The sequence below is a fragment of the Bradyrhizobium sp. USDA3516 genome (genome assembly GCF_057651995.1).
Genome location: NZ_JBYGYN010000001.1, coordinates 1,185,142 through 1,211,249, shown reverse-complemented (window position 1 = coordinate 1,211,249; position 26,108 = coordinate 1,185,142). Strand labels below are relative to the sequence as shown.

The window sequence follows — 26,108 nt, the reverse complement described above, 5'->3', positions numbered from 1 at the left end:
GCCGTCGCCCAGCCTTCCCTGCGCTTTCTTCTCGATGAGGGCGATACGGACAGCAAAACTTCGGGCGCCTGCGCCGCCAGCTCGACAAACTGTGTGCTGCCATGAAGTCGCCGCCCTGCTGCGCCGCCCCCAACTTCATCTTGCACTGCAGTAGAAAAATATCGCACACTCCGCCGGACCGGGCCGCCAAGGGCGCGAGCAGGGGAGCGAGCCATGTCCCTCCAGACCGTACCATCCGACGCCAGTGAGCAGCGCCCCAACCGCCCTGAGGATGTCCAGGCGATGGAGGCCGATGCCCGGCTGCGGGACGACATCCGCCTGCTCGGGCGCATTCTCGGTGACACCGTGCGCGACCAGGAGGGGGCCGACGCGTTCGACCTGGTCGAGCGTATCAGGCAGACCTCGATCCGGTTCCACCGCGACGAGGACCGGCTCGCCCGCCGCGAGCTCGAGCAGATCCTCGACAGCATGTCGACCTCCGAGACGGTGCGGATCGTCCGCGCCTTCAGCTATTTCTCGCACCTCGCCAACATCGCCGAGGACCAGAACAACATCCGCCAGATGCGCGCGCGCGCGGCGGCGAAGAACGGCGGCTCCGGCGTGCTGGCGGAGACACTGGCGCACGCCAAGGCGGCGGGCATCGGCCCCGACCAGCTCCGCACCTTCTTCAAGTCCGCGCTGGTCAGCCCGGTGCTGACCGCGCACCCGACCGAGGTCCGCCGCAAGAGCACCATGGACCGCGAGATGGAGATCGCAGCCCTGCTCGACCGCCGCGAGCGTGTCGCCCTGACCGCGGAGGAGCTTGAAGCCGGCGACGAGCAGCTTCGCCGCGAGGTGCTGACGCTGTGGCAGACCAACCTATTGCGCCGGACCAAGCTTACCGTGCTGGACGAGGTCGCCAACGGCCTGTCGTTCTACGACTACACCTTCCTGCGCGAGGTGCCGCGGCTCATCAACGCGCTGGAGGACCGGCTGGAGGAGGGCGGCGAGCAGGCGGCCGGCGAGCTCGCCTCGTTCCTGCGCATGGGCAGCTGGATCGGCGGCGACCGTGACGGCAACCCCTTCGTCACCGCCGACGTGATGCGCGGCACGCTGCGGCTGCAGTCGAGCCGGGTGATGCAGTTCTATCTGAATGAGCTGCACGTGCTCGGCGCAGAGCTGTCGATCGCAGCCCACCTCGCCGACGTCTCCGAGGAGCTGCGAACGCTTGCCGAGCGCTCGCCGGATACCTCGCCGCACCGGAGCGGCGAGCCCTATCGTCTGGCAGTCTCAGGCATCTATGCCCGTCTGACCGCGACGGCCGAAAAGCTCGAAGTCGAGATCACGCGCCGGCCGGTCGGCAAAGCCGCGCCCTACGAGAGTGTCAGGGAGCTGCAGGCCGATCTCGACGTGCTGCATCGCTCGCTGATCTCCAACAACGCCCGCGTCATCGCGCGCGGCCGTCTGCGGCTCTTGCGCCGTGCGGTGGACTGCTTCGGCTTTCACCTCGCCCGGCTCGACATCCGCCAGAACTCGGCCATCCACGAGCGCACCATCGCCGAGCTGATCGACGCCGCCAATCCCGGCATGTCCTATCTCGCGCTCGGCGAGGACGCCCGCATCTCGCTGCTGACCAATGAATTGCGCTCGACGCGCGCGCTGGTCTCGCCCTTCGTCAAATACAGCGACGAGACCATGGGCGAGCTCAACGTGTTCCATGCCGCCGCGGAAGCGCATGCGAAATTCGGCTCGGACGCCATTCCCCAATGCATCATCTCGATGTGCAAGGGCATGTCCGACATGCTCGAGGTCGCGGTGCTCCTGAAGGAGGTCGGCCTCGTCCACCCTTCCGGCCGCAGCGCGATCAACATCGTGCCGCTGTTCGAGACCATCGAGGATCTGCAGGCCTCGAGCAGCATCATGGACCGCATGCTGTCGCTGCACGATTACCGCCGCCTCGTCGACAGTCGCGGCAGCGTGCAGGAGGTCATGCTCGGCTATTCCGACTCGAACAAGGACGGCGGCTTCGTCACGTCGGGCTGGGAGCTCTACAAGGCCGAGATCGGCCTCGTCGAGGTGTTCGAGCGGCACCACGTGCGCTTACGCCTGTTCCACGGCCGCGGCGGCTCCGTGGGGCGCGGCGGCGGGCCGAGCTATGACGCGATCATCGCCCAACCCGGCGGCGCCGTGAACGGCCAGATCCGCATCACCGAGCAGGGCGAGATCATCTCGTCGAAATATTCCAATGCCGAGGTCGGCCGCAACAATCTGGAAATCCTCGCGGCTGCAACGCTGGAGGCGAGTCTGCTGCATCCGCGCCAGAGCGCGCCGCGCCGCGAATACCTGACCGCGATGGACGAATTGTCGAACCTCGCTTTCAAGGCCTATCGTGGCCTCGTCTACGAGACCGAAGGCTTCGTCGACTATTTCTGGTCGTCCACCGTCATCAACGAGATCGCGACGCTGAACATCGGCAGCCGGCCGGCCTCGCGCAAGAAGACCCGGGCGATCGAGGATTTGCGCGCCATTCCCTGGGTGTTCTCCTGGGCGCAATGCCGCCTGATGCTCCCGGGCTGGTACGGCTTCGGCAGCGCGGTCGAGCAGTGGATCGCGGAGCATCCGGAGCAGGGCATGCCGTTCCTGAAAGAGCTCTACCAGGAATGGCCGTTCTTCCGCATGCTGCTGTCGAACATGGACATGGTGCTGGCGAAAAGCTCGATCGCGATTGCCTCGCGCTATGCCGAACTGGTGCCGGACGAAGCCTTGCGCGAGAAGATCTTCGGCCGCATCCGCCGCGAATGGCACGCCTCGATCGAGACGCTGCTCGACATCATGGGCCAGGACCGATTGCTCCAGGGCAATCCGCTGCTGGAGCGCTCCGTGCGCCACCGCTTCCCCTATCTCGATCCGCTCAACCATGTGCAGGTCGAGCTCTTGAGAGAGCACCGCGCGCAGAATCCCGACGAGCAGGTGCTGCGCGGCATTCAGCTGACGATCAACGGCATCTCGGCGGGCTTGAGAAATACGGGGTAGCTGCAACGCGACGTGGTGTTCGGATCAGTCGTCATGCCCGGGCTTGTCCCGGGCATCCACGTTCTTGGTGCCGCGGCGCAAGACGTGGATGGCCGGGACAAGCCCGGCCATGACGTGGAGAGTATGTGTCCTCACACCGGGTCCCAGGTGAAGATGTCGGCCGAACGATCCAGCTTGTAGAACGAGCCCTTCAGCGCCGGCATGCCGTGTTCCGCGATCGACTGCGGCGTCCAGCCTTCGCTCCGCTGCACCGAGCGGATCGGGCGGTTCTGGCTGAACAGGAAGATCTCGTTCATGCGCACGCCAAAGATCTGGCCGGTGACGTCCTTGGCGGTATCGGAGATCAGATAGCCGCACAGCGGGGCGATCTTCTCCGGGCCCATCTGCTTGATCTTTTCGACGCGCGCCTTCTCCGCGTCGGTCTCGGTCGGGATGGTGCCGATCATGCGGGTCCAGGCGAACGGCGAGACGCAGTTGGAGCGAACGTTGAAGCGGCCCATGTCGAGCGCGATCGACTTCGACAATCCGACGATGCCGAGCTTGGCCGCCGCGTAATTGGCTTGGCCGAAGTTGCCGATCAGGCCGGAGGTCGAGGTGAAGTGCACGAACGAGCCCGACTCCTGCTCGCGGAAGATGCGCGCCGCGGCGTGGCTGACGTAGAACGAGCCCATCAGATGCACCTTGATGACGGCCTCGAACGCCTCCACGCTCATCTTGTGGAAGATCATGTCGCGCAGGATGCCGGCATTGTTGACGACGCCGTCGAGCCGGCCGAAATGATCGGTCGCGGTCTTCACGATTTTGCTGGCGGGAATGGCTTCCGCGACGCTTTCGAAATTGGCGACGGCCGTGCCGCCGCGCTTCTTGATCTCCTCGACCACCTCCTCGGCGGGCGCCGCGTTCGCGCCCGCGCCGTCGGCGGCTCCGCCGGGATCGTTGACGACGACCTTGGCGCCCTCGGCCGCGCACAGAAGCGCAATCTCGCGCCCGATGCCACGGCCTGCGCCGGTGACGATGATGACCTTGTCCTGCAGTGATTTTGTCATGTGGGTTCTCCTGGTTTTCTTACCTCGCCCCGCTTGCGGGGAGAGGTCGGATCGCATCGAAGATGCGATCCGGGTGAGGGGGACTTTCCGCGAGTCCGAGTGTGTGGAAGCAGCCCCTCACCCCAACCCTCTCCCCGTAAGAACGGGGAGAGGGAGAAGCAAGCAGCTCGCTCATTTCTCGTTCGTAAACACGATCGTGCCACTGGCGGCGAACATGCCGCCGACGCCGTGGCACACCGAAATCTTCGCGTTCGGCACCTGCGCCGGTGCGATGCCGCGCATCTGGCGCACGCTCTCCTGCAGCGCGTACATGCCGTACATGCCGGAATGCATGTAGCTCAATCCGCCGCCGTTGGTGTTGAGCGGCAGCTTGCCGCCCGGCCGCGTATTGCCATCCGCGATGAATTGGCCGGTCGCCTCATAGGGCATGAAGCCGAGATCGCCGAGGCCGAACAGCGGCAGATGCGCGAAGGCGTCGTAGATCATGAGATGGTCGACGTCCGCGTGGGCGATGCCGGCTTCCTTGAAGGCGAGGGGTCCTGCGGTCTTGAAGGCGCGCGAGGAGTTGAACGTCTCCATCTGGCTGACCATTGGCGTTTCCACGCTCTCGCCGGTGCCCATGATGTAGACCGGCTTGCGCGGAAAGTCCTTGGCGCGATCGGCCGAAGTCAGGATCAGCGCGCCGCCGCCGTCGGTGACGAGGCAGCACTGCAGAAGCCGGAACGGATAGGCGATCATGCGCGAGTTGAGGACGTCGGCGACCGTGATCGGCTCCTTCATCATCGCCCGCGGATTCTTCGCCGCCCATTCCCGCTGCACGACTGCCACCGAAGCCAACTGCTCATGCGTGATGCCGTAGGTCTTCATGAAGCGCAGCACGGGAATCGGGAACATGCTGGGCGGTCCGTAGACGCCGAACGGCGCCTCGAACTGGCCCTGCAGGCTGTCGGCGGGGATCGAGCGCGGCGCCTTGCCGATCATCGACTTGCCGCTCTCGGCATGCGTGATCAGCACGGTCTTGCAGAGGCCGGCCTCGATCGCGGCGGCCGCATGGCGGACATGCAGCATGAACGAGCAGCCGCCGACCGAGGTGCCGTCCACCCACGTCGGCTTGATGCCGAGATAGTGGCAGACCTGCTGCGGCGTTTCGACCGCGGTGGCAAAGCCGTCGATGTCGGACAGCTTCAGCCCGGCGTCGGCAATGGCGTTGAGCGCGGCATCCGCATGCAGCTGGAGCTGCGAGGCGTTGGGGATGACACCGAGCTCGGTGGTCTCGGCCGCGCCGACGACGGCAACCTGGTTCTTGCGCATGGTCTACCCCTTCGCCGGGCGGAAGACGGGGAGGGTGATCTTGTCGTCGAGCTCCTGGAACGCGACCTCGAGCTTCATGTCGAGCGCGAGCGCCTCGGGCGTCTGCGGGCAGTCGATGATGTTGCTCATCATCCGCGGGCCCTCGTCGAGCTCGACCACCGCGATGGCGTAAGGCGGCGTGAAGCCCGGCGCGGCGGGGCGGTGGTTGATCACGTAGCTGTAGAGAAAGCCTTTGCCGCTGGCCTTGAAGACGCTGACCTTGCGCGAGGCGCAGGAGGGGCAGAACGGGCGCGGTGGGAAGTAGACATGGGCACAGGCATCGCAGCGCTGCAGGCGCAATTCGCCGGCCTTGGTGCCGTCCCAGAAGTGCTGGGTCTCCGGCGTCGGTTTCGGTCGCGCGCGCTGCGGTTCGGCCATGTGGGCGGCTCCTCCCAAAAGACAGGCCTCGCGCCCGCCGGTTTCGAACTTGATGCGACAATCGACCATGGCGCGTCAACGGTCCAGCAATGCGCATGCATGCCATCATGCGCACAATGCTTGTGTCGAGCGAAGCCAGCGCTATAGATTGCGCGCGAAATATTCCGTGAGACAGACATGCCCGATTTTCCGACACTGGCGCAGCTCGCCGAAGACCTCGAAAGCGGCCGCACCACCTCCCGCAAGTTGGTCGAGGCCTGCCTCGCCAGGATCGCCGACCCCACTGGGGAGGGCCGGCGCGCCTTCATCCATGTCGACAAGGACGCCGCGCTCGCGGCGGCCGATGCGATGGATGCCTTGCGCAAGGCCAAGGCGGCGCCGTCGCGCTTTGCCGGCATCCCGATCTCGATCAAGGATCTGTTCGACATCAAGGGCCAGGTGACGCGCGCCGGCTCGCGCGCGCTGGATGACTCAGCCCCGGCCGAGCACGATGCCGCGACGGTGGCGCGGCTACGCGCGGCCGGCTTCGTCGTGATCGGCCGCACCAACATGACCGAGTTCGCCTATTCCGGCATCGGCATCAATCCGCATTATGGCACGCCGAAGGGGGCCTGGAACCGGTCCGAAGGTCACGTGCCCGGCGGCTCGTCCTCCGGCGCGGCGGTGTCGGTGCTCGACGGCATGGCGCATGGCGCGCTCGGCACCGACACCGGCGGCTCCTGCCGGATTCCGGCCGCCTTCAACGGCATCGTCGGCTACAAGCCGACGCAGCGCCGCGTGCCGCTCGACGGCTCGGTGCCGCTGTCGTTCTCGCTCGACAGCATCGGGCCGCTGGCACGATCGGTCAGCTGCTGTGCCATACTGGATGCCGTGCTCGCCAATGAGCCGATCGTCGCGTTGAGGCCGCGGCCGATCCAGGGAATGCGCCTCGCGGTGCCCACCACGATCGCGCTCGACGACCTCGACGCAGAGGTGGCCAACAGCTTCGAGCGCGCGCTGAAATCGTTGTCCGATCACGGCGCCATCGTCGAGCGCATCGAGATGGCGGAGTTCCACGACGTCGGCCCGATGAACGCCAAGGGCGGCTTTGCCGCGTCCGAAAGCTATGCCTGGCACCGCTATCTCATCACGGCCAAGGGCGACGTCTACGATCCCAGGGTCGCCGTGCGCATCATGCGCGGCGAGGCGCAGAGCGCGGCCGACTACATCGACCTGCTCAACGAGCGCCGTTCGCTGATTGCGCGCGTCAATGCGCGCATCGCGCCCTATGACGCCCTGGTGCTGCCGACCACGCCCAACACGCCGCCGAAGATCGCCGACCTCGCCGACGATCAGGCGTTCGCCCGCGAGAACATCCGCGCCTTGCGCAATTGCAGCCTGATCAACCTGATCGACGGTTGCGCCATCTCGCTGCCCTGTCATCGCGGGGGCGATGTTCCCGTCGGCCTGATGCTGGCGGGCGCCGGCGGCTCCGACCGCCGTATCTTCGAGCTTGCTGCCGGCATGGAGGCCGTCATTCGTGTTTGACCTGACTTTCACCATCGACGCCAAGGACACCACCACGCCGCTGACGCTGCCGATCGACCAGCTGGTCATCGCCGGCTGGACCGGCCGCGACACGGTCGCGCGCGACAAGCACATCAAAGAGCTGGAGGAGATGGGCATCGCCCGCCCGGCCTCGACGCCGATCTATTATCGCGCCTCGGCGCGGCGGCTGACCCAGGAGGACGGCATCGAATGCACCGGTGACGATTCCTCCGGCGAGGTCGAGTTCGTGCTGATCGGCTGGCAGGGCCGCATCTTCGTCGGCTGCGGCTCCGATCACACCGACCGCAAGGTCGAGGCCTACAACGTCACGGTCTCCAAGCAGATGTGCGACAAGCCGATCGCCTCGACACTCTGGGAGCTCGAGGACGTCATCGGCCATTGGGACAGGATGATCCTGCGCTCCTACGCCACCATCAAGGGCGAGCGCGTGCTCTACCAGGAGGGCACGCTGGATGCGATGCTGCCGGTCGCCGATCTCATCAAGCGCGGCTTTGACGGTGGCAAGTTCCCCGACGGTTGCGCCATGTTCGGCGGCACGTTCGCCGCAAAGGGCGGCATCCGTCCGGCCGACCGCTTCGATTTCGAGCTCGAAGACCCCGTGCTGAAGCGGACCATCAGGCATGGCTACGACGTGCTGACGTTGCCGGTGCGGGGCTGATCTCTCACCCCGCCGTCATTGCGAGCGAAGCTCTCTCCGCGTCATTGCGAGGAGCCCTTGCGACGAAGCAATCCAGAGTCTCTCCGCGGAGGGATTCTGGATTGCTTCGCTGCGCTCGCAATGACGGGGAGAGAGTCATCGGAAATCGGGTGGCGGAGTGAACGTCCGGCTGCGAAGGTGATTGTCATGACAATGACCGCACGAAAATCAGCCCAGCCCTCCGTTCCCGACCTCGCCGCCCATGTCGACGCCATCGACTGGCCGCAGATCGCCGCCGAGCTCGACGTCCAAGGTTCCGCCGTCCTGAAAAGCCTGCTGACGCCGGACCAATGCCGCGCCGTCGCCGCGCTCTACCCGGACGATGCGCAGTTCCGCAGCCGCATCGTCATGGGCCGCCACGGCTTTGGCCGCGGCGAGTACAAGTATTTTTCCTACCCACTGCCCGACCTGATCGCGCGATTGCGCCCGGCGCTCTATGCGCATCTGCAAGAGGTCGCCAATCGTTGGAACGAGGCGATGGGGATCGACATCCGCTATCCCTCCACACACGCGGCGTTCCTGAAGCGCTGCCACGATGCCGGGCAGGCGCGGCCGACGCCGCTGCTGCTGCAATATGAGGCCGGCGACTACAATTGCCTGCACCAGGACCTCTATGGCGAGCACGTGTTCCCGCTCCAGGTCGCGATCCTGCTCTCCGAGCCCGGACGCGATTTCACTGGCGGCGAGTTCGTGCTGACCGAGCAGCGTCCGCGCATGCAGTCTCGGGCCGAGGTGGTGCCGCTGGCGCAGGGCGATGCGGTCGCCTTCGCTGTGCATCATCGGCCGGTGCAGGGGACACGCGGCACCTACCGCGTTAATCTCCGCCACGGCGTCAGCCGGATCAGGTCCGGCCGGCGCCACACGCTGGGTGTGATTTTTCACGATGCCAAATGAGCGGAGCCGTTGACGGCTGATTTGTTCGATAGCGTCGCCGAAGCCCAACCGTCGCGCGAAAACATCGCCGATGGCGCCGTGCTGCTGCGCGGCTTCGTCAAGCCGATCGAGAGCGGGCTGGTCGACGCGGTGCGCGCCATCGTGGCGCAGTCGCCGTTCCGGCGGATGACGACGCCGGGCGGCCATCTGATGTCGGTGGCGATGACCAATTGCGGCGAGCGCGGCTGGATCACCGATCACACCGGCTATCGCTACGATCCCATCGATCCGCGCACCGGCGCGCCATGGCCGGCGATGCCGCCGCTGTTTTGCGATCTGGCCCGCCGCGCCGCGCAGCAAGGCGGTTTCGAAGACTTCGCGCCCGATGCCTGCCTCGTCAACCGCTACGAGCCGGGCACGCGGCTGTCGCTGCATCAGGACAAGGACGAGCTGGACTATTCCGCGCCGATCGTCTCGGTCTCGCTCGGCCTGCCCGCGACCTTCCTGTTCGGCGGCCTCGCACGGAGCGACAAGCCGCGCCGCTTCCGCCTCGTCCATGGCGACGTCGTGGTCTGGGGCGGGGCCAGCAGGCTCGCCTATCACGGCGTCGCGCCGCTCGCCGACGGCGAGCATCCGCTGCTCGGAGGCAAGCGGATCAATCTGACCTTCCGCAGGACGCGCTGACGCGTTTCCTCGCCGCCTTCGCTCGTCTAAGCTTGGGGCGGGGAGGCGGCGACATGACGACCACACAGAACCCGGTGGGCACGGGCACGGCGAACCGTACGGGGCTTTATCTCGCAGCCCTGCAATTGGTGTTCACGCTGGGCTGGACGACCTACGTCGTCTACCTGCCGAAGCTTGCCGCCGAGGTCGGCATCGCGCCGTCCGCCGTGATCCTCATCCTGATGCTCGATCAGGCGATCTTCACCATTGCCGATACCGCGATGGGAATCGCCGCCGACAAGCTCGCGCCCCATCTCGGGCGGCTCGGGCTGTTCGTCGCCCTCGTGACCGCGATCTCCTGCGGCGCCTTCGTCGCGCTGCCCTTCGTTGCCGGCGCCGGCGCGGCGGCGCAGGGCTGGTTCATCGCGCTCATCGTGATCTGGTCGATCACGTCCTCCGCGCTGCGCGCGCCGCCGCTGACCTTGCTCGGCAAATACCGCGCCAAGCCGCAGGTGCCGTTCCTCGCGGCGCTCGCCATGCTCGGCTACGGCGTCGCCGGCGCGATCTCGCCCTATCTCGGCGTGGTGCTGCGCGAGCACGATGCGCGGTTGCCCTTCGTGATCTCCAGCGTGGTGCTGCTCCTGACCGCGCTGGGGCTGTCGCGGATCGAGCATGACGTAGCGCGCGACACCGTGCCGCCCACACCGGACGAAGCGGCAAAGCCGCTCGGTCTCGTTCCCATCGCCTTCATTGTCGCGATGATCGCGCTCGCCCTCGGCTACCAGCTGCACTTTGCCATGAACAGCGCGCCGTCCTATTTGCGCTTTGCAGCTCCCGGCGACCTGCAATGGCTGATGCCGGTGTTCTGGATCGGCTTCAACATCGCGATGTTTCCGGCAAGCCTCGTCGTCAAGCACCGCGGCGGCCTCATCGTGATGGGCGCCGCCGGCCTGTTCGGTGCGGTGGCGATTGCGGTGGCGGAATTCGCCGGCAGCCTCGAGATGTTGATCGCCGCGCAATTTCTCGCCGGAGCCGCGTGGGGCTGCATGCTGATGAGCGCGGTCTCGGCAGCGCTCGCGATCGGCTCGACCGGCGCGGAAGGCAAGGTCATGGGCCTCGTCTTCTCCGCGCTCGCCCTCGGCACCTTCGCGCGGATGGCGGCGGTTGCCGGTGGCCTGCAGAAGATGCCGGAATACGCGCCGCTGCTGCATTGGGCGCCGGTCGCCTGCTGGTCTGTCGCAGGCGCTGGTCTGCTGGTGATTGCTGCCGCGCGGCTGCAGGGAAGATCCGGCCTCAAGGCTTCGGCGGGTGAATGAAGGCCCACGGGCTGACTTCCGAATCCCTGGTGACCTCGACCGAGATCAGATACGGCCCGCCGTGGCTCAGCGCCTTCTCCAGCGCCGTCTTGAACTGGTCCGGCGCGGTCACGCGTGCGGCGGCCACGCCGAAGGACTCCGCGAGCTTGACGAAATCGGGATTGACGAGATCGGACGCCACCACGCGGCCGTCGAAATGCTGGCGCTGGTCGCGGCGGACGTTGCCGTAGGCGTTGTTGTTGAACACCAGCGTCACCACGCCGATATTGAACTGCACGGCGGTCGACAGCTCCTGCACGCCGAACATGAAGCCGCCGTCACCGGTGATGGCCACCACCGGCTTGTCGGGATTGGCGACCTTGGCGCCGAGCGCGGTCGGGAAACCCGAGCCGAGCGTACCCTGATAGCCCGACGTGATGAAGGTGCGCGGTTCGTAGACTGGAAATCCATACCAGGAGGCGAAGCCGACCTGGGACAGCTCGTCGGTGACGATCGCGTTCGCCGGCAACACTTCGCGCAGGATGTCGAGATACGCCATCTGCGGCTGGATGCGCTGGATCTCGGCCTGCGCCGCCGCGGTGGCCTCGCGAATGTCCTCGCGCCGGCCGCGGCTCTTGGCATAGCCGGCCTTCTTCACGGCCGCGACGAGATCGGCGGTGCCGTCCCTGGCGTCGGCGACAATCGCAACGTCGGCGGCGAGGCGGCGCATCTCCACCGGATCGATGTCGATGCGAATGGATTTCAGACCGGTCGGCTGATACGGCCAGCGAAAGCCCGAAGCCGGCAGCTCCGCGCGCGTGCCGATCGCGATCATCAGATCGGTCTTGGGCCAGAGCTTGTAGGCGGCCGCCATGGTGAGGCCGAGCTCATGCGCGTTGGAGACGATGCCGCGGCCGCTGCGGAAGGCGACGACGGGCGCATCGATCATGTCGGCAAGCTCGAGGATCTCCTCGCCGGCCTCCATTGCGCCCCTGCCGACGAAGATCATCGGCGTCTTGCTGGCCTTGATCAGCGCCGCCGCCTGCTTGATGAGATCAGGATCGGGCCGCGGCGCGGGCAGTGGCTCCAGCACCTGTGCGGCGGCGGTGTCGGCGCGCCGGGTGAAGACGTCCCAGGGCATCTCGACCGACGCGGGGCCGCGCCGTCCCGACATCATCTCCTGGAACGCGCGCGCCACGATGGTCGGCGCGTTGCCGGGATATTCGATGCGCTCGGCCCATTTCACGTAGGTGCGCAAGGTCGCGAGTTGGTCCGGCATCTCATGCAGATGGCCGCGGCCCTTGCCGAGAAACTGCGTCGGCACCTGACCGGTGACGCATAGCACCGGCTCGTTGCAGCCGAACGCGGTGAGCAACGCGGCGCTGGCATTGAGCACGCCGGGACCCGGCACGACGCTGAACACGCCGGGCCGGCCGCTGGAGCGCGCATAGCCGAACGCCATGTAGCCGCAGGCCTGTTCGTGCCGCGCGCCGATCACCTTGAGCTGAGCCTGGTGGAAAGCGTCGAACAGGCCGTAGACCTGCGCGCCGGGCAGGCCGAACACGGTGTCGACGCCGTGGGCGACAAGGCTGCTTACGATCGCTTCGCCGCCGGTGAGGTTGGTCATCTGGCTATCCACTTCGCTTGTAGTTCAGGCTTCGTCGATCACGCCGTTGCGCAAGCGCCCGATCCCCTCGGCCTCGACCTCGACGACGTCGCCGGGTTTGAGATATCGCGGCGGATCGAACCGCGCCCCCGCGCCGGTCGGCGTGCCCGTGACGATGATATCGCCGGGGACCAGGGTTGCGAAGGTCGAGATATAGTTCAAGAGATAGCGGAACGGAAACATCAGCCGGCTGGTGCGATCGTCCTGTCTGAGCTCGCCGTTGACATGCGTGGTGAGACGGATGTCCGCGATCTGCGCTTCCCGCGTGTAGGGCACCAGCCACGGACCGAGGCTGCCGCTGGCGTCGAAGTTCTTGCCCTGCGTGACGTTGAACTTGGCGTGGCGCAGCCAGTCGCGCACCGAGCCCTCGTTGCACAGCGTCAGCGCGGCGATGTGGTCGAGCGCGCTGCTTTCGGGAATGTGCCGGCCCGGCTTGCCGATCACGAGAACGATCTCGCCCTCATAGTCGAGCTGCGCGGACGCGCGCGGGCGCACCAAGGGCGTGTCGTGGCCGACGAAGGAGCGCGGCGAGCGCATGAACATGCTCGGATATTTCGGCGCGTCCTGGCCATCCTTGTATTCGGCATTGCGGTCGGGATAGTTGACGCCGATGCAGATGATCTTTTCCGGCGTGGGGATCGGCGGCAGCCAGGTGATCTCAGTGAGCGCGTGATCCGCCGCGCGGCCGGCGGCCTCTTCGGCAAAGCTGATGAGCTTTCCGGCTGCGATCACCTCGCGCAGCGTCGGATAGTCCTTGGCATAGCGGGCGGAGAGATCGACGATGCCGCCCTCAAGGACGGCGCCGTAACGTGTGTCACCCTTGACGGAATAGGTGGCGAGGCGAGGGAGTTTCATCGCTCAATCCGCCACCAGCACATCGGCTACGAATTTCGGCTCGCGCACGGCCTGGCCCGCAAATGGCGAGCCCTGCTCGAACCAGGACCGCGGGGCAGGCGCGCCCCACAGCGTCTGCCGGCGCGGATCGCGCAGCGACCAGCGGAGCGGCTCGTGGTCGTGATCCCCGGTGAAGTAATCGCTGGTGTAGAGCTCGAGGCGGTGTCCGTCGGGATCCCGGACATAGAGGAAGAACGCGTTCGAGATGCCATGGCGCCCCGGGCCGCGTTCGATGTTCTTCACGAAGCCCTGCGAGGCCATGACGTCGCAGAGATGAATGATGTTCATCGCCGTCGGCGTCCAATAGGCGAAATGGTGCAGCCGCGGACCCTTGCCGTTGGTGATCGCGAAATCGTGGACATTGCCCTTGCGATGCATCCAGGCCGCGGCGATGCGCCCGTTGGGCCCGTCCTCCTCGGCATATTCGGTGAGGCGAAAGCCGAGCCGGGCGTAGAATTCGATGGTGTCCTGCACCTCGGCGGCGAAGACGTTGAAATGATCGAGCCGCTGCGGGTGGCAGCCCCGGTAGAGATCGTAGCGGCGCAAGAGGTGCGGCCGCCGCTCCATCGCAGCATAGAGCTCGATTCTAAAGCCGAAGGGATCGGTGAACTGAAGGGTGCGGCCCTGGAAGGCCTGGTCGACGAAGGCGTAGGCGAGGCCGTTCTCGGACAGGAACGCGGCGGCCTTGTCGAGATCCCCGTCATTGCCGACCTTGAAGCCGAGCCGGGCGCAAGCCGGCACCGTGGCTTTCCGCAGCACCAGCGAGTGATGCTGGTGCTCCTCGGCGGCGCGCAGGTAGACGGCGTTGTCGTCGGAATCCTCGACATGGAGGCCGACAATGGTCTCGTAGAACTCGCGGCTCAGCTTCAGGTCTGTAACGTCGAGCACGACGTGGCTGGAGCGGATGATGTTGAACGGCGGCTCGAAGATATGTTGCGGTACCGGCATTGGCGTTTCCCCTCTCTCGGCTTCGTCATTCCGGGCGCGCGAAGCACGAACCCGGAATCCATTCATCCACCAACTCTGCTGCTCGATGGATTCCGGGTTCGGCTCTTCGAGCCGCCCCGGAATGACACTGCCGTTAAACTCCCAGCTTCTGAATCTTGTGCGTGCCCCGCGCCAGCGAGACGTGCTTGGTTTCCATGTAGAAGTCGAACGAGTAATCGCCGCCGTCGCGGCCGATGCCTGAGGCCTTCATGCCGCCGAATGGCGTCGGCAAATGGCGGACGTTTTCCGAGTTCAGCCAGATCATGCCGGCCTCGAGCGCATCGGCTACGCGCAGTGCGCGGCCGACGTCGTTGGTCCAGACATAGCCGGTCAGACCGTAGCGGATGTCGTTGGCGATCTCGATCGCGTCCTTCTCGTCCTTGAAGGGCAGCACGGTGAGGAACGGCCCGAACACCTCCTCCTGCGCCACGCGCATCTTGCCATGCGCGCCGGTGACCAGCGTCGGTTCGACATAATGCCCGCCGCCCGGCCCGTCATGGGCCTTGCCGCCGACAGCAATGGTCGCGCCGTCCTGCCGCGCCACGTCGAAATAGGAGCAGACCTTCGCCAGATGCCGCTCGTGGATCAGCGGTCCGATCTCGGTTGCGGGATCGAGGGGATGGCCGACCTTGAGCGCCTTCACGCGCGCGGTCAGCTTCTCGGTGAACTTGTCGGCAATGCTGGCTTGAACCAAAAGGCGGCTCGACGAGGTGCAGCGCTCGCCATTGAGCGAGTAGATCATGAACACGACGGCATCGAGCGCCCGGTCGAGGTCGGCATCGTCGAACACGATCACCGGGTTCTTGCCGCCGAGCTCGAAATGCACGCGCTTCAAGGTCGGCGCGCCCTGCATCATGATGGCCGAGCCGGTCGCGCTCTCGCCGACGAAGCCGATCGCCTTGATGGCGGGATGCTCGGTCAGCGCCTTGCCCGCTTCCTCGCCAAAGCCGTGCACGGTGTTGAGCACGCCGTCGGGGACGCCGGCTTCCTTGACGAGCTTGGCGAGAATGGAGGCCGTTACCGGCGACCATTCGGCCGGCTTGTGCACGACCGTGCAGCCGGCCGCGAGCGCTGGCGCGATCTTCCAGGTCGAGAGCATGAACGGCGTGTTCCAAGGCGTGATCACGCCGACGGGGCCGATCGGCACGCGCGTGGAGACGTTCCAATGCTCGTCGCTCGGTGTGTTGAGGCCGTCGCGCGCCTCGGTGCATTTGTCGGCGAAGAAACGGAAATTCTCGGCGGCGCGGATCGCGGCCTTGGCCATGAAGCGATAGGCCTGCCCGGTGTCGATGCATTCGAGCACGGCGATGTCGTCGGCATTGTCCTCGATCGCGTCGGCCACGCGATGCAGCAGCTTCTTCCGCATCGCCGGCCCCATGTCGCGCCAGGACTTGAAGGCAAGCGCAGCGGCCGTCGCGGCGCGGTCGATGTCCCCAGCGGTGCCGCGCGCGACGCTCGCGAGCGTCGTGCCGTCGACCGGCGATTTCGTCTCGAACGTCTCGCCCGAGATCGAGGCGACGGTCTTGCCGTCGATGAAATGACCGATGCCGTCCACGCGCAGCTTTTTCAGCAGCGGCGCGACGCGGTCGCGGTTGGCCTGGAACACATCGGTTTTCGGCGTGGGCTTATCCATGAGCGGCCTCCGCTTTCAGGGCGTCGTGAATGTTGTTGCGCTTCCAGCTCGTATCCTTGTCGTTGATCTGCATGTCGAACGATAGGGCGAATTTGCTGGCGGCGAAGACGGGATCCAGATGTCTTGAGAGCGCCTGGAAGACGTGCTCGCCGGCCTTCTGGCGGGTGGCAAGGTCGCGGCCCTCGCCGATGCGCAGCACCATGTCCAGGAAGCCGTAATCCTGCCGCGCATCCGCTATCGCATAGTGTTCGCAGCGGATGGCACGGACGCGGATGCCGCCGAGCGGGAAGATGCCGGTCTCGCCAGCCGCCTTGCGCACGACCTCGCACACCGCGGCGATGTCGAGACGGCCGTCGAGATTGGCCGAATATTCGATGGTGAAATGCGGCATCGCGGTTTCACTCCCTGTCTTCAGGCGAAGTAGCAGCTCACCGAGCCGTAGGCGCCATAATCGGCCTGGATTGTGTCGCCCTTGCGGGTCTCGATCGGACGGATGAACGAACCGGCGAGCACGATCTGGCCCGGCTCGAGCGCGTGTCCCAGCGGGGCGATCTTGTTGGCGAGCCAGGCCACTGATGTCGCGGGATGGTTGAGCACGCCAGCGGCAAGGCCGGTCTCTTCCAGCTGGCCATTCTTGAAGCAGAGCGCGCCGATCCAGCGCAGGTCGGCGTCCAGCGGGCGGATCGGCCGCCCCCCGAGCACGATGCCGGCATTCGCCGCATTGTCGGCGATGGTGTCGAAAATCTTTCGCGTCGCCTTGGTCTTGGGATCGACGCGCTCGATCCGAGTATCCAGAATCTCCAGCGCCGGCACCACGAAGTCGGTGGCGTTGAGCACGTCGAATAGCGTGCAATTTGGCCCTGAAAGGCGCTTATTCATGACGAAGGCGAGCTCGGCCTCGACGCGCGTCGCGATGAAGCGCTCGGTCGGAACGAGGCCGCCATCGGCGAAGAACATGTCGTCGAGCAGCACGCCGGAATCCGGCTCGTCGATGCCAAGCGCGCTCTGCATCGCCTTCGAGGTCAGGCCGATCTTGTGGCCTTTCACCACGCGCCCCTCGGCGATCTTGACGTCGACCCAGGCCTTCTGAATCGCGTAGGCATCCGCGATGCTGATGTCGGGAAATTCCTGCGAGAGCTGCCGGATCTGCGTGCGGGTCTTCTCCGCCTGGTGCAGACGCCTCGCACAAGCTTGGATATCGTCGTTGGAAAGCGCCATTGGTGATCTTACAAATCGTGGTGCCGGGAGATACTTAACATGTTAAGTGAATGCGTCAAACACAAATTCGGCTTGCTGCAGTGCAAACGTTTTGCGGCTTGAAAGGGCGTCATGACGAAGAAATCCGCCGATCCCGTCAATGGTCACCCGCCTGCCGCGCGCCAGGTGCCGATGCGCGATTTTTCGCGCTCGCTGCCGATGTCGCTGCTGCGAGCCCGGGAAGCGGTGATGCGGCAGTTTCGTCCCTCGCTGCGCGAGCACGGCCTGACCGAGCAGCAATGGCGCATCCTGCGGGCGCTGGCGGCGATCGAGGCGGTGGAGGTCACGGAACTCGCGCGCACCGCGTTCCTGCTCGGGCCGAGCCTGTCCCGTATTCTGCGCGACCTCGAGGCGCGCAATCTGATCGAGCGCAGAATCGCGAAAGCCGATCAGCGCCGCAGCATGGTCTCGATCTCGAAGGAGGGGCTCAAGCTGATGGCGTCGGTCGCGCCGAATTCGGAAGCGATCTATGCCGAGATCACGCGGCGCTTCGGTGCCCGCAAGCTCGCCGAATTGCAGGAGATGCTCGGCGAGCTCGAACGGAGCCTTGCGGGGCTCGGCGGCGCGGACGAGACAATAGCCGGGGAGTGAAACCAGATATGCGTGCGTGCGCGGCGAGAGCCATGGACATTCACGCTTTTTTTCGCTCAAAGTGCGGCCAACCCGATCCGCGGCGAGTGAGAGCAACAGGGAAGGAAAGGCAACGTGGCCAATAAAGTCAAAGAGATCTGGAAGTCGGGCAAGGCGGTCGTCAACGCGTGGCTTGCCATTCCCTCCGGCTTCTCGGCCGAGATGATCGCCCAATGCGGCTTCGACAGCGTCACGGTCGACATGCAGCACGGCGTGCAGGATTATCTGTCGATGGTGCAGTGCTTTCAGGCCATGGACAAGCATCCGGTCACCCCGATGGTCCGCGTGCCCTGGAACGAGCCCGGCATCATCGGCAAGGTGCTCGACGGCGGCGCCTATGGCGTGATCTGCCCGATGGTCAACACGCCGCAGGAAGCCCGTAACCTGGTCTCCTATGCGAAATATCCGCCCAAGGGCACGCGCTCCAACGGCCCGATCCGCGCCGGCATGTACGGCACCGCGGGCTCCTATCAGAAGACGGCCAACGACGAGATCGTGCTGCTGCCGATGATGGAGACGCGGACCGCGGTGGAGAACATGGAAGCGATCCTCGACGTCGAAGGCATCGACGGCGTCTATATCGGCCCCTCCGATCTCGGCTTCTCCTACGGTCTCGAGCCCAAGCTCGACCGCAGCGAGCCCGAGATCCTCGCGATCTACGACAAGATCATCAAGGAGTGCGGCAAGCGCGGCCTCAACCCCGGCATCCATTGCAGCGGCGCCGAAGGCGCAGCGCGCGCCATCAACATGGGCTTCAAGCTGGTGACGCTCTCGAACGAAGTCGGCCTGATGACGACCTACGCCAAGATGCAGGTGAACGCCACCCGCAAGGATTCGGGCGGCAAGGCCTGAGCTCTTTCCCTCTCCCCGTTCTTACGGGGAGAGGGTCAGGGTGAGGGGCCTCTCTCGACACGACCAATCTAACGATCGAGCGCGCCGCTTGCCCCTCACCCGGATCGCTGCGCGATCCGACCTCTTCCCCGTAAGAACGGGGAGAGGTGAAGTAAGACCCAAGGAGACCCGCCATGACCATCAGCCCCGTCATCCGTCTGCATCCCGATGATGGCGTGGTGATCGCGCGCGCGAGCCTGCCGCCGGGCACGGTGGTCGCCGACGGCGTGACCACGGTCGAGCGCATTCCCTCCGGCCACAAGGTCGCGATCAAGCCGATCGCCTTGGGCGAGCCGGTCAGGCGCTACGGCCAGATCATCGGCTTTGCCACGCAAGCCATCGCGCCAGGCCAGCACGTGCACGTGCAGAACTGCGGCATGGGTGATTTCGCCAAGGACTACGCCTATTGCGCCGACGTCAAGCCGACGCCGAATTTCGACCTGCCGGCGACCTTCGAAGGCATCCGCCGTCCGGACGGCCGCGTCGCCACGCGCAACTATATCGGCATCCTCACCTCGGTGAATTGCAGCGCGCATGTCGCGAGCCTCGTCGCCGACGTCTTCAAGAAGAATCCCTTCACCGGCGACAATCCGCTGGCCGAGTTCCCCAATGTCGACGGCGTCGTCGCGCTGACCCACAAGACCGGCTGCGGCATGACGCAGAACGAGCCGCTGGCGCTGCTCCGCCGCACGCTCGGCGGCTACGCGCGGCACGTCAATTTCTCCCACGTCATCGTGCTTGGCCTCGGCTGCGAGGTGAACCAGATCGGCGGCCTGATGGAAGAGCAGAAGCTCGCCGGCCGCCTGCGCGCGATGGACATCCAGGAGGTCGGCGGTACCCGCAGGACGGTCGAGGCCGGCATTGCCTTCGTGCGCGAGGCGCTGACTGATGCCGACAAGGTCCAGCGCGAAACGGTGCCGGCGAGCGAGCTCACGGTGGCGCTGCAATGCGGCGGCTCGGACGGCTATTCCGGCGTATCGGCCAACCCTGCGCTGGGCGCGGCCAGCGACCTCATCGTGCGTCACGGCGGCACCGTGATCCTGTCGGAGACGCCGGAGACCTACGGCGCCGAGCATCTCTTGACGCGCCGCGCCGTCAGCCGCGAGGTCGGCGAGAAGCTGGTCGACCTCATGCGCTGGTGGGACGAATACACCGCGCGCGAAGGCGCCGAGATGAATGCCAATCCGAGCCCCGGCAACAAGGCCGGCGGCCTTACCACCATTCTGGAAAAGTCGCTCGGCGCGATGGCAAAGGCCGGCACCACCAACCTCGTCGAGGTGCTGCGCTACGCCGAGCCCGTCACCAAGAAGGGGTTCGTGTTCATGGACACGCCCGGCTACGATCCGGTAGCTGCGACCGGGCAGGTCGCCGGCGGCGCCAACCTCGTCTGCTTCACCACGGGCCGCGGCAGCGTGTTCGGCTGCAAGCCGGCGCCCTCGATCAAGCTCGCCACCAACACGCCGATGTACAAGCGCATGGAAGAGGACATGGACGTCAATTGCGGCACCATCCTCGAAGGCGAGGAGAGCGTCGAACAATGCGGTCAGCGCATCTTCGAACTCATCCTCAAGACCGCCTCGGGCCAGCCGACCAAGAGCGAGAGCTTTGATTTCGGCGGCGCCGAGTTCGCGCCCTGGGTGCTGGGCGCGACGATGTAGTCGCGCCGGGCGCACGGCGCAATCGCAACGCAGTCGTAAGTGAAAAGCCGATGACGTCGCCGCGTGTAGTTGCGCCCGATGCAACGATCCCTCGCTAAGTATTGGTACGGAGGCCCGGATCTCTTCCGCAAGTTCCCGAACTTACACCTGATTAACATTGTTGCCTTAGACAGGGGGATGCGGCTCCACAGCGTGGTGGGGCCGGCCGGCTTTGTTCGAGGATCAGACGATGCAAGCAATACGTCCCACTGGGGTGGAAACTCTCCTCGGCGACGAGGAGCTGATCGTATCGAAGACCGATCTCAAGGGACGCATCACCTACGCCAATGACGTCTTCATCCGGATGGCGAAGTATTCGTGGAAGGAGCTGATGGGCGCGCCCCACAGCCTGATCCGTCATCCCGACATGCCGCGCGCCGTCTTCAAGCTGCTGTGGGACACGCTGCAGTCCAAGCAGGAGATCTTCGCCTACGTCGTCAATCTGGCGAAGGACGGCAGTCATTACTGGGTGTTCGCCCACGTTACGCCGACATTCGACGAGCGCGGCAACATCGTCGGCTATCACTCCAACCGTCGCAAGCCCGAGCCCGCGCAGATCGAGCGCATCAAGCCGATCTACAAGACGCTGTGCGCCGAAGAAGCGCGGCATGCCAATGCCAAGGAGGGCATGCAGGCGAGCTTCGAGGCGATGGTCGGGCTGCTCAAGCAACAGGGTGTCGGTTACGATGAATTTGTGCTCTCTCTCTAAGGCGCAGGGAGCGACCGCGCTCGCCTGTGGTCTTGCCGTCGTTGCGCTCGTTTTCTCGCTGCTCGGTATGACCGGAATCGTGAGTGCCGCTTCTCTTGGCGCGACGATCGCGCTCTCCGGCTATGCCGTCTGGTGCCAGCACCGCACGGCGGTCGCCGTCGACGAGGTCGCCGATGTCTGCCGCAAGGCGGCGGGCGGCGATCTCGAGGCGCGCATCCTCAGCGAGCGGCAGGCCGGGCGCATCGGCGCCATCCAGAAATCCGTCAACGACATGCTCGACATCACCGATGCGTTCCAGCGCGAAGCTTCGGCGTCGATGGAGTATGCCAGCCGCGGCAAGTATTTCCGCAAGATCCTGGCGCGCGGATTGCCCGGCTCGTTCCGCCGCTCGGCGACCGTCATCAATGCCGGCACCGACAGCCTCGGCCGCAGGGTGGTCGAGATCGCCGACCTCGCCAGGCAGTTCGGCACGCATCTCGACCAGGTTGCGGGCACGCTGATGGGCGCGGCGACCGATCTCGAATCCGATGCCGGCCAGATGGCGTCGGCGGCGGAGAAGACCAGCCTGCAGACCTCCGGCGTGCTCAGCGCGTCCGACCAGGCCTCGCGCAACGTCGCGACCGTCGCCAGCGCCGCCGAGCAGCTCGCATCGTCGATCGCCGAGATCAACCGCCAGGTGGCCGGCTCGACCGCGAGCACGGGGCGGGCGGTGAACGAAGCCAATCGCGCCGGCAGCGAGATCCGCAGCCTTGCGGAGGCCGCGATGCAGATCGGCGACGTCGTCAAGCTGATCAGCGAGATCGCCTCGCAGACCAACCTGCTCGCACTCAATGCCACGATCGAGGCGGCCCGCGCGGGCGACGCCGGTCGCGGCTTCGCGGTGGTGGCCTCCGAGGTCAAGAGCCTCGCCAACCAGACCGCGAAGGCGACCGAAGAGATCAGCGCCAAGGTCGGCGAGATGCAGCAATCGACCGGCAATTCGGTCGCGGCCGTCGAGGCAATCGCGCAGACCATTGCCGAGATCAACGGCATCACCGCCTCGATTGCAGCATCGATCGAGCAGCAGGGCGCGGCGACGCGCGAGATCGCCCGCAACGTTCACGAAGCCTCCGCCGGCACCTCGCAGGTCTCCTCCAACGTGACGGGCATCAGCGAAGCCGCCGCCGACACCGGCCGCGTCGCTGCCCGCGTCAACCACGCCTCCGAACGCGTCCACGGCGAAGTCGAGACGCTCCGCCGCGAGGTGACCGAGTTCCTGCAGCGGCTGACCTCGGCGGCGTAGAGTTCGTGCCAAGGGCATGCGGACTTTCCTTCTCCCTTGTGGGAGAAGGTGGCGCGAAGCGCCGGATGAGGGGTATGCTTCCGCGAGTCCGGCTCTGGTTTGAATTCGCGGATAGAACCCCTCACCCGTCTCGCCGCTATGCGGCGAGCCACCCTCTCCCACAATGGGAGAGGGGAAGTCGCGCGGCACCTTGACGGAGCCACCTCAAACATCCGTCCGCACCTTACGTAGGCACCCCGTGCCCGTTGTTAATGCTTGATCGCATTCCCCTCAGGTGTTCTGCTCAAAAAAGCTGCTGGAGCACCGCATCCCGTGTCGATCTACGTCGCGCTACACCACGTCACGCACTACAAATATGACCGCCCGATCGACCTTGGCCCGCAGACCATCCGGTTGCGGCCGGCGCCGCATACGCGCACGCCGATCCTGAGCTATTCGCTCAAGGTCACGCCCTCCAATCATTTCGTGAACTGGCAGCAGGATCCGCAGGGCAACTGGCTGGCGCGCTACGTCTTTCCGGAGAAGACCACCGAGCTGAAATTCGAGGTCGACTTCACGGCGCAGATGACCGTGGTCAACCCGTTCGACTTCTTCGTCGAGCCCTATGCCGACAGCTTTCCGTTCGACTATCCCAAGGACCTGAAGACGGAGCTCGCGCCTTATCTCGAGACCGTCAAGCCCGATCGCCTGTTCGCCAAGTTCCTCGATTCGATCCCGCACGAGGCCCCGAACACCGTCAACTTCCTGGTCGACCTCAATCGCGAGCTCCAGAAGAAGGTCCGCTACATCATTCGCATGGAGCCGGGCGTGCAGACGCCGGAGGAGACGCTTGCCTCCGGCGCAGGCTCATGCCGGGATTCCGCCTGGCTCTTGATCCAGACCGTGCGCCATCTCGGGCTCGCCGCCCGCTTCGTCTCGGGCTATCTGGTCCAGATCCGTCCCGACATCGATCCGATCGAGGGACCGCCGGAAGTCGAGAACGATTTTACCGATCTGCACGCCTGGGCCGAGGTCTATCTACCAGGCGCCGGCTGGATCGGCTTCGACGCGACCTCAGGCATGCTCGCAGGCGAGGGGCACATCCCGGTCGCAGCCACGCCGCACTACCGTTCGGCGGCGCCGATCTCGGGCGGGGCCGGCTTTGCCGAGGTCGAGTTCTCCTTCGACATGAGCGTGAAGCGCATCCGCGAGGCGCCGCGCATCACAAAACCCTTCTCCGACGAATCCTGGGCGCGGCTCAACGATCTCGGCGAGCAGGTCGATGGCGATCTCGCCGCCCATGACGTGCGCCTTACCATGGGCGGCGAGCCGACCTTCGTCTCTGTCGACGATCTCGAGGCGGGCGAGTGGAACACGGACGCGGTCGGCCCAACCAAGCGCGCGCTCGGCGACGATCTGATCCGCCGCCTGCGCACCCGCTTCGCGCCGGGCGGCCTGCTGCATTACGGCCAGGGCAAATGGTATCCGGGCGAGAGCCTGCCGCGCTGGGCCTTCGGCCTGTACTGGCGCAAGGACGGCGTGCCGATCTGGAAGAACGCCGATCTCATCGCCAGAATAGAGAATCCGCGCCGCGCCGAGGTGAAGGATGCCGAAACCTTCATGGAGGGCGTGGCGGCACGGCTCGGGCTCGATCCCGGCTACATCATGCCGGCTTATGAAGACACCGCCTACTGGCTGCAGAAGGAAGCCGAGCTTCCCGTCAACGTCGATCCCACGGACTCAAAATTGGCGGATCCGGAGGCGCGCGCGCGCATGGCGCGGGTGTTCGACGAGGGCCTCAACAAGCCGCGCGGCTTCGTGCTGCCGGTGCAGCGCTGGAACGCGCCGCCGCGCTGGCGCAGCGAGCGCTGGCAACTCCGGCGCAATCATCTGTTCCTGATGCCGGGCGATTCGCCGCTGGGCCTGCGCCTGCCTCTCGATTCGCTCGGCTACGTCCCGCCCGATCAGTATCCCTACATCGTCGAGCGGGATCCAATGGAGGCCCGCGGCAAGCTGCCGGTGTTCAGCCTCCCGGCGCGTCCGGAATCGCCGGAGCGGCTCGAGCCCGAGCAACTCAACACCTCCGTCCCGGTTCGCACCGCGATGTCGGTCGAGGTCCGCGATGGCGTGCTCTGCGCCTTCATGCCGCCGGTCGAGCAGATCGAGGATTATCTCGAGATGATCGCGGCGCTCGAAGCGACCGCCGAGGAGATGCAGCTCCAGGTCCATGTTGAGGGCTATCCGCCGCCATTCGATCCGCGCGTCGACGTCATCAAGGTGACGCCCGATCCCGGTGTCATCGAGGTCAACGTCCAGCCGGCGAAGAACTGGCGCGAGGCGGTCGACATCACGGTCGGTCTCTATGAGGATGCCGGCAAGACGCGGCTCGGCGCCAACCGCTTCCTGGTCGACGGTCGCCACACCGGAACTGGCGGTGGCAATCACGTCGTGGTCGGCGGCTCGAGCCCGCAGGATTCGCCATTCCTGCGCCGGCCCGATCTCTTGAAAAGTCTGGTCCTGTACTGGCAGCGGCATCCGTCGCTGTCCTACTTCTTCTCCGGCCTGTTCATCGGCCCGACCAGCCAGGCGCCGCGCATCGACGAGGCCCGTCACGACAGCATCTACGAGCTCGAGATCGCGCTCTCGCATGTGCCGCCGCCGGGCTACCAGACGCCGCTATGGCTGGTGGACCGCCTGTTCCGGCATCTGCTCGTGGACATCACCGGCAACACCCATCGCGCCGAGATCTGCATCGACAAGCTGTATTCGCCTGACGGGACCACGGGGCGGCTCGGCCTCGTCGAATTCCGCGCGCTCGAAATGCCGCCGGACCCGCGCATGTCGCTGGCGCAGCAGCTCTTGATCCGCGCACTGATCGCAAAGTTCTGGCGCGAGCCGCAGACGGGCAAGTTCGTACGCTGGGGCACGGCGCTGCACGACCGGTTCATGCTGCCGCATTTCATCTGGGAAGATTTCCAGGATGTGCTCTCCGAGCTGAAGCAATCAGGCTATCCGTTCGAGCCGGAATGGTATCTGGCTCAACTCGAATTCCGCTTTCCCGCCTTCGGTCGGGTCCATCATGGCGGCGTGACGATGGAGCTGCGCCAGGCGCTGGAGCCTTGGCACGTGCTGGGCGAGGAAGGCTCGGGCGGCGGTACCGTGCGTTATGTCGACAGTTCCGTCGAGCGGCTCCAGGTCAAGGCCGAAGGCTTCGTCGAGGGCCGCCACGTCGTCGCCTGTAACGGCCGCCGCCTGCCGATGACCTCCACCGGCCGCTCCGGCGAGGCCGTCGCCGGCGTCCGCTTCAAGGCCTGGCAGCCGGCTTCCGGCCTGCATCCGACCATCCCCGTTCATGCGCCCTTGACCTTCGACCTGATCGACACCTGGAACGGCCGCTCGCTCGGCGGCTGCGTCTACCACGTCGCCCATCCCGGCGGGCGCAGCTACGACACCAAGCCGGTCAATACCTACGAGGCCGAGGCGCGGCGGCTGGCGCGCTTCCAGGACCACGGCCATACTCCGGGCCCGATGCAGCCGCCGCCCGAGGAACGCACAAATGAGTTTCCGCTGACCCTCGACTTGCGGACCCCGCTTCTGCAATGAGTATGATGGTGGGGCAGG

The 26,108-nt window shown here is 65.8% G+C and carries 21 protein-coding genes; 12 read left to right on the top strand and 9 right to left on the bottom strand.

Going from position 1 to position 26,108, the window contains the following annotated elements; genetic code table 11:
• Positions 1–213: 213 nt before the first annotated feature.
• Positions 214–3,012: a phosphoenolpyruvate carboxylase gene (gene ppc / locus AC24YW_RS05710; protein ID WP_487481788.1), complete on the top strand. Its 2,799-nt coding sequence runs from the start codon at positions 214–216 to the stop codon at positions 3,010–3,012.
• 131 nt (positions 3,013–3,143) lie between these two features.
• Here ppc and AC24YW_RS05705 read toward each other — a convergent pair whose 3' ends face one another.
• The 3 genes from AC24YW_RS05705 to AC24YW_RS05695 form a co-directional block, all read right to left on the bottom strand.
• Positions 3,144–4,058 (bottom strand): SDR family oxidoreductase, encoded by a 915-nt coding sequence (locus AC24YW_RS05705; protein ID WP_487481787.1) that lies wholly within the window; start codon positions 4,056–4,058, stop codon positions 3,144–3,146.
• A gap of 171 nt (positions 4,059–4,229) precedes the next feature.
• On the bottom strand, positions 4,230–5,369 hold the full coding sequence (locus tag AC24YW_RS05700; protein WP_487481786.1) for a thiolase C-terminal domain-containing protein: 1,140 nt from the start codon (positions 5,367–5,369) through the stop codon (positions 4,230–4,232).
• 3 nt (positions 5,370–5,372) lie between these two features.
• Positions 5,373–5,786: a Zn-ribbon domain-containing OB-fold protein gene (locus tag AC24YW_RS05695; RefSeq protein ID WP_025034962.1), complete on the bottom strand. Its 414-nt coding sequence runs from the start codon at positions 5,784–5,786 to the stop codon at positions 5,373–5,375.
• Positions 5,787–5,963: 177 nt separating this feature from the next.
• On the opposite strand from AC24YW_RS05695, the gene AC24YW_RS05690 reads away from it, so the two are divergent.
• From AC24YW_RS05690 to AC24YW_RS05670, 5 genes are all read left to right on the top strand, one after another.
• Positions 5,964–7,313 carry an amidase gene (locus tag AC24YW_RS05690; protein WP_487481785.1) on the top strand — a complete coding sequence of 450 codons (1,350 nt, stop codon included), beginning with the start codon at positions 5,964–5,966 and terminating at the stop codon, positions 7,311–7,313.
• Positions 7,306–7,992: a DUF2848 domain-containing protein gene (locus AC24YW_RS05685; protein ID WP_487481784.1), complete on the top strand. Its 687-nt coding sequence runs from the start codon at positions 7,306–7,308 to the stop codon at positions 7,990–7,992. Before AC24YW_RS05690 ends, AC24YW_RS05685 begins: the two co-directional genes overlap by 8 nt.
• A gap of 186 nt (positions 7,993–8,178) precedes the next feature.
• Entirely contained in the window at positions 8,179–8,925 is a 747-nt protein-coding gene (locus AC24YW_RS05680) for a 2OG-Fe(II) oxygenase (RefSeq protein ID WP_487481783.1), read from the top strand.
• A gap of 9 nt (positions 8,926–8,934) precedes the next feature.
• Positions 8,935–9,588, top strand: a complete 654-nt coding sequence (alkB, locus tag AC24YW_RS05675) for a DNA oxidative demethylase AlkB (RefSeq protein ID WP_487481782.1) — start codon at positions 8,935–8,937, stop codon at positions 9,586–9,588.
• 53 nt (positions 9,589–9,641) lie between these two features.
• Entirely contained in the window at positions 9,642–10,883 is a 1,242-nt protein-coding gene (locus AC24YW_RS05670) for an MFS transporter (protein ID WP_487481781.1), read from the top strand.
• Here AC24YW_RS05670 and AC24YW_RS05665 read toward each other — a convergent pair.
• The 6 genes from AC24YW_RS05665 to hpaH form a co-directional block, all read right to left on the bottom strand.
• Positions 10,861–12,489, bottom strand: a complete 1,629-nt coding sequence (locus AC24YW_RS05665) for a thiamine pyrophosphate-dependent enzyme (protein WP_487481780.1) — start codon at positions 12,487–12,489, stop codon at positions 10,861–10,863. The genes AC24YW_RS05670 and AC24YW_RS05665 overlap by 23 nt on opposite strands.
• 24 nt (positions 12,490–12,513) lie before the next feature.
• A complete protein-coding gene (locus AC24YW_RS05660) occupies positions 12,514–13,383 on the bottom strand; it encodes a fumarylacetoacetate hydrolase family protein (protein WP_487481779.1) in 870 nt (289 codons plus the stop codon).
• A 3-nt stretch (positions 13,384–13,386) separates the two neighbouring features.
• Complete coding sequence (gene hpaD, locus AC24YW_RS05655) at positions 13,387–14,370, bottom strand: 3,4-dihydroxyphenylacetate 2,3-dioxygenase (protein WP_487481778.1); 984 nt, start codon at positions 14,368–14,370, stop codon at positions 13,387–13,389.
• A 133-nt stretch (positions 14,371–14,503) separates the two neighbouring features.
• A complete protein-coding gene (gene hpaE / locus AC24YW_RS05650; protein ID WP_487481777.1) occupies positions 14,504–16,042 on the bottom strand; it encodes a 5-carboxymethyl-2-hydroxymuconate semialdehyde dehydrogenase in 1,539 nt (512 codons plus the stop codon).
• Positions 16,035–16,433 (bottom strand): 5-carboxymethyl-2-hydroxymuconate isomerase, encoded by a 399-nt coding sequence (locus AC24YW_RS05645; protein WP_487481776.1) that lies wholly within the window; start codon positions 16,431–16,433, stop codon positions 16,035–16,037. The genes hpaE and AC24YW_RS05645 overlap by 8 nt, the downstream gene beginning before the upstream one ends.
• A gap of 20 nt (positions 16,434–16,453) precedes the next feature.
• Entirely contained in the window at positions 16,454–17,260 is an 807-nt protein-coding gene (gene hpaH / locus AC24YW_RS05640; protein WP_487481775.1) for a 2-oxo-hept-4-ene-1,7-dioate hydratase, read from the bottom strand.
• Positions 17,261–17,371: 111 nt separating this feature from the next.
• Between hpaH and hpaR the strand changes: the two genes are divergently transcribed.
• The 6 genes from hpaR (at position 17,372) to AC24YW_RS05610 (ending at position 26,090) form a co-directional block, all read left to right on the top strand.
• The gene (hpaR, locus tag AC24YW_RS05635; protein WP_487481774.1) at positions 17,372–17,890 is read left to right on the top strand and encodes a homoprotocatechuate degradation operon regulator HpaR; all 519 of its coding nucleotides are present in this window, start codon (positions 17,372–17,374) and stop codon (positions 17,888–17,890) included.
• Positions 17,891–18,004: 114 nt separating this feature from the next.
• A complete protein-coding gene (locus AC24YW_RS05630; RefSeq protein ID WP_487481773.1) occupies positions 18,005–18,781 on the top strand; it encodes an HpcH/HpaI aldolase family protein in 777 nt (258 codons plus the stop codon).
• Between the two features lie 173 nt (positions 18,782–18,954).
• Complete coding sequence (locus AC24YW_RS05625; RefSeq protein ID WP_487481772.1) at positions 18,955–20,478, top strand: UxaA family hydrolase; 1,524 nt, start codon at positions 18,955–18,957, stop codon at positions 20,476–20,478.
• A gap of 229 nt (positions 20,479–20,707) precedes the next feature.
• Positions 20,708–21,226, top strand: coding sequence for a PAS domain-containing protein (locus AC24YW_RS05620; RefSeq protein WP_487481771.1), 519 nt, complete (start codon positions 20,708–20,710; stop codon positions 21,224–21,226).
• Complete coding sequence (locus AC24YW_RS05615; RefSeq protein WP_487481770.1) at positions 21,204–22,508, top strand: methyl-accepting chemotaxis protein; 1,305 nt, start codon at positions 21,204–21,206, stop codon at positions 22,506–22,508. Before AC24YW_RS05620 ends, AC24YW_RS05615 begins: the two co-directional genes overlap by 23 nt.
• A gap of 312 nt (positions 22,509–22,820) precedes the next feature.
• Positions 22,821–26,090 carry a transglutaminase family protein gene (locus AC24YW_RS05610; RefSeq protein WP_487481769.1) on the top strand — a complete coding sequence of 1,090 codons (3,270 nt, stop codon included), beginning with the start codon at positions 22,821–22,823 and terminating at the stop codon, positions 26,088–26,090.
• The last annotated feature ends 18 nt before the right edge of the window (positions 26,091–26,108 follow it).

Bases quoted from the DNA above. Each gene is read 5' to 3' on its own strand.
- ppc (WP_487481788.1), top strand. From the start codon at position 214: ATGTCCCTCCAGACCGTACCATCCGACGCCAGTGAGCAGCGCCCCAAC.
- AC24YW_RS05705 (WP_487481787.1), bottom strand. From the start codon at position 4,058: ATGACAAAATCACTGCAGGACAAGGTCATCATCGTCACCGGCGCAGGC.
- AC24YW_RS05700 (WP_487481786.1), bottom strand. From the start codon at position 5,369: ATGCGCAAGAACCAGGTTGCCGTCGTCGGCGCGGCCGAGACCACCGAG.
- AC24YW_RS05695 (WP_025034962.1), bottom strand. From the start codon at position 5,786: ATGGCCGAACCGCAGCGCGCGCGACCGAAACCGACGCCGGAGACCCAG.
- AC24YW_RS05690 (WP_487481785.1), top strand. From the start codon at position 5,964: ATGCCCGATTTTCCGACACTGGCGCAGCTCGCCGAAGACCTCGAAAGC.
- AC24YW_RS05680 (WP_487481783.1), top strand. From the start codon at position 8,179: ATGACAATGACCGCACGAAAATCAGCCCAGCCCTCCGTTCCCGACCTC.
- AC24YW_RS05670 (WP_487481781.1), top strand. From the start codon at position 9,642: ATGACGACCACACAGAACCCGGTGGGCACGGGCACGGCGAACCGTACG.
- AC24YW_RS05665 (WP_487481780.1), bottom strand. From the start codon at position 12,489: ATGACCAACCTCACCGGCGGCGAAGCGATCGTAAGCAGCCTTGTCGCC.
- AC24YW_RS05660 (WP_487481779.1), bottom strand. From the start codon at position 13,383: ATGAAACTCCCTCGCCTCGCCACCTATTCCGTCAAGGGTGACACACGT.
- hpaD (WP_487481778.1), bottom strand. From the start codon at position 14,370: ATGCCGGTACCGCAACATATCTTCGAGCCGCCGTTCAACATCATCCGC.
- hpaE (WP_487481777.1), bottom strand. From the start codon at position 16,042: ATGGATAAGCCCACGCCGAAAACCGATGTGTTCCAGGCCAACCGCGAC.
- AC24YW_RS05645 (WP_487481776.1), bottom strand. From the start codon at position 16,433: ATGCCGCATTTCACCATCGAATATTCGGCCAATCTCGACGGCCGTCTC.
- hpaH (WP_487481775.1), bottom strand. From the start codon at position 17,260: ATGGCGCTTTCCAACGACGATATCCAAGCTTGTGCGAGGCGTCTGCAC.
- hpaR (WP_487481774.1), top strand. From the start codon at position 17,372: ATGACGAAGAAATCCGCCGATCCCGTCAATGGTCACCCGCCTGCCGCG.
- AC24YW_RS05625 (WP_487481772.1), top strand. From the start codon at position 18,955: ATGACCATCAGCCCCGTCATCCGTCTGCATCCCGATGATGGCGTGGTG.
- AC24YW_RS05620 (WP_487481771.1), top strand. From the start codon at position 20,708: ATGCAAGCAATACGTCCCACTGGGGTGGAAACTCTCCTCGGCGACGAG.
- AC24YW_RS05615 (WP_487481770.1), top strand. From the start codon at position 21,204: ATGAATTTGTGCTCTCTCTCTAAGGCGCAGGGAGCGACCGCGCTCGCC.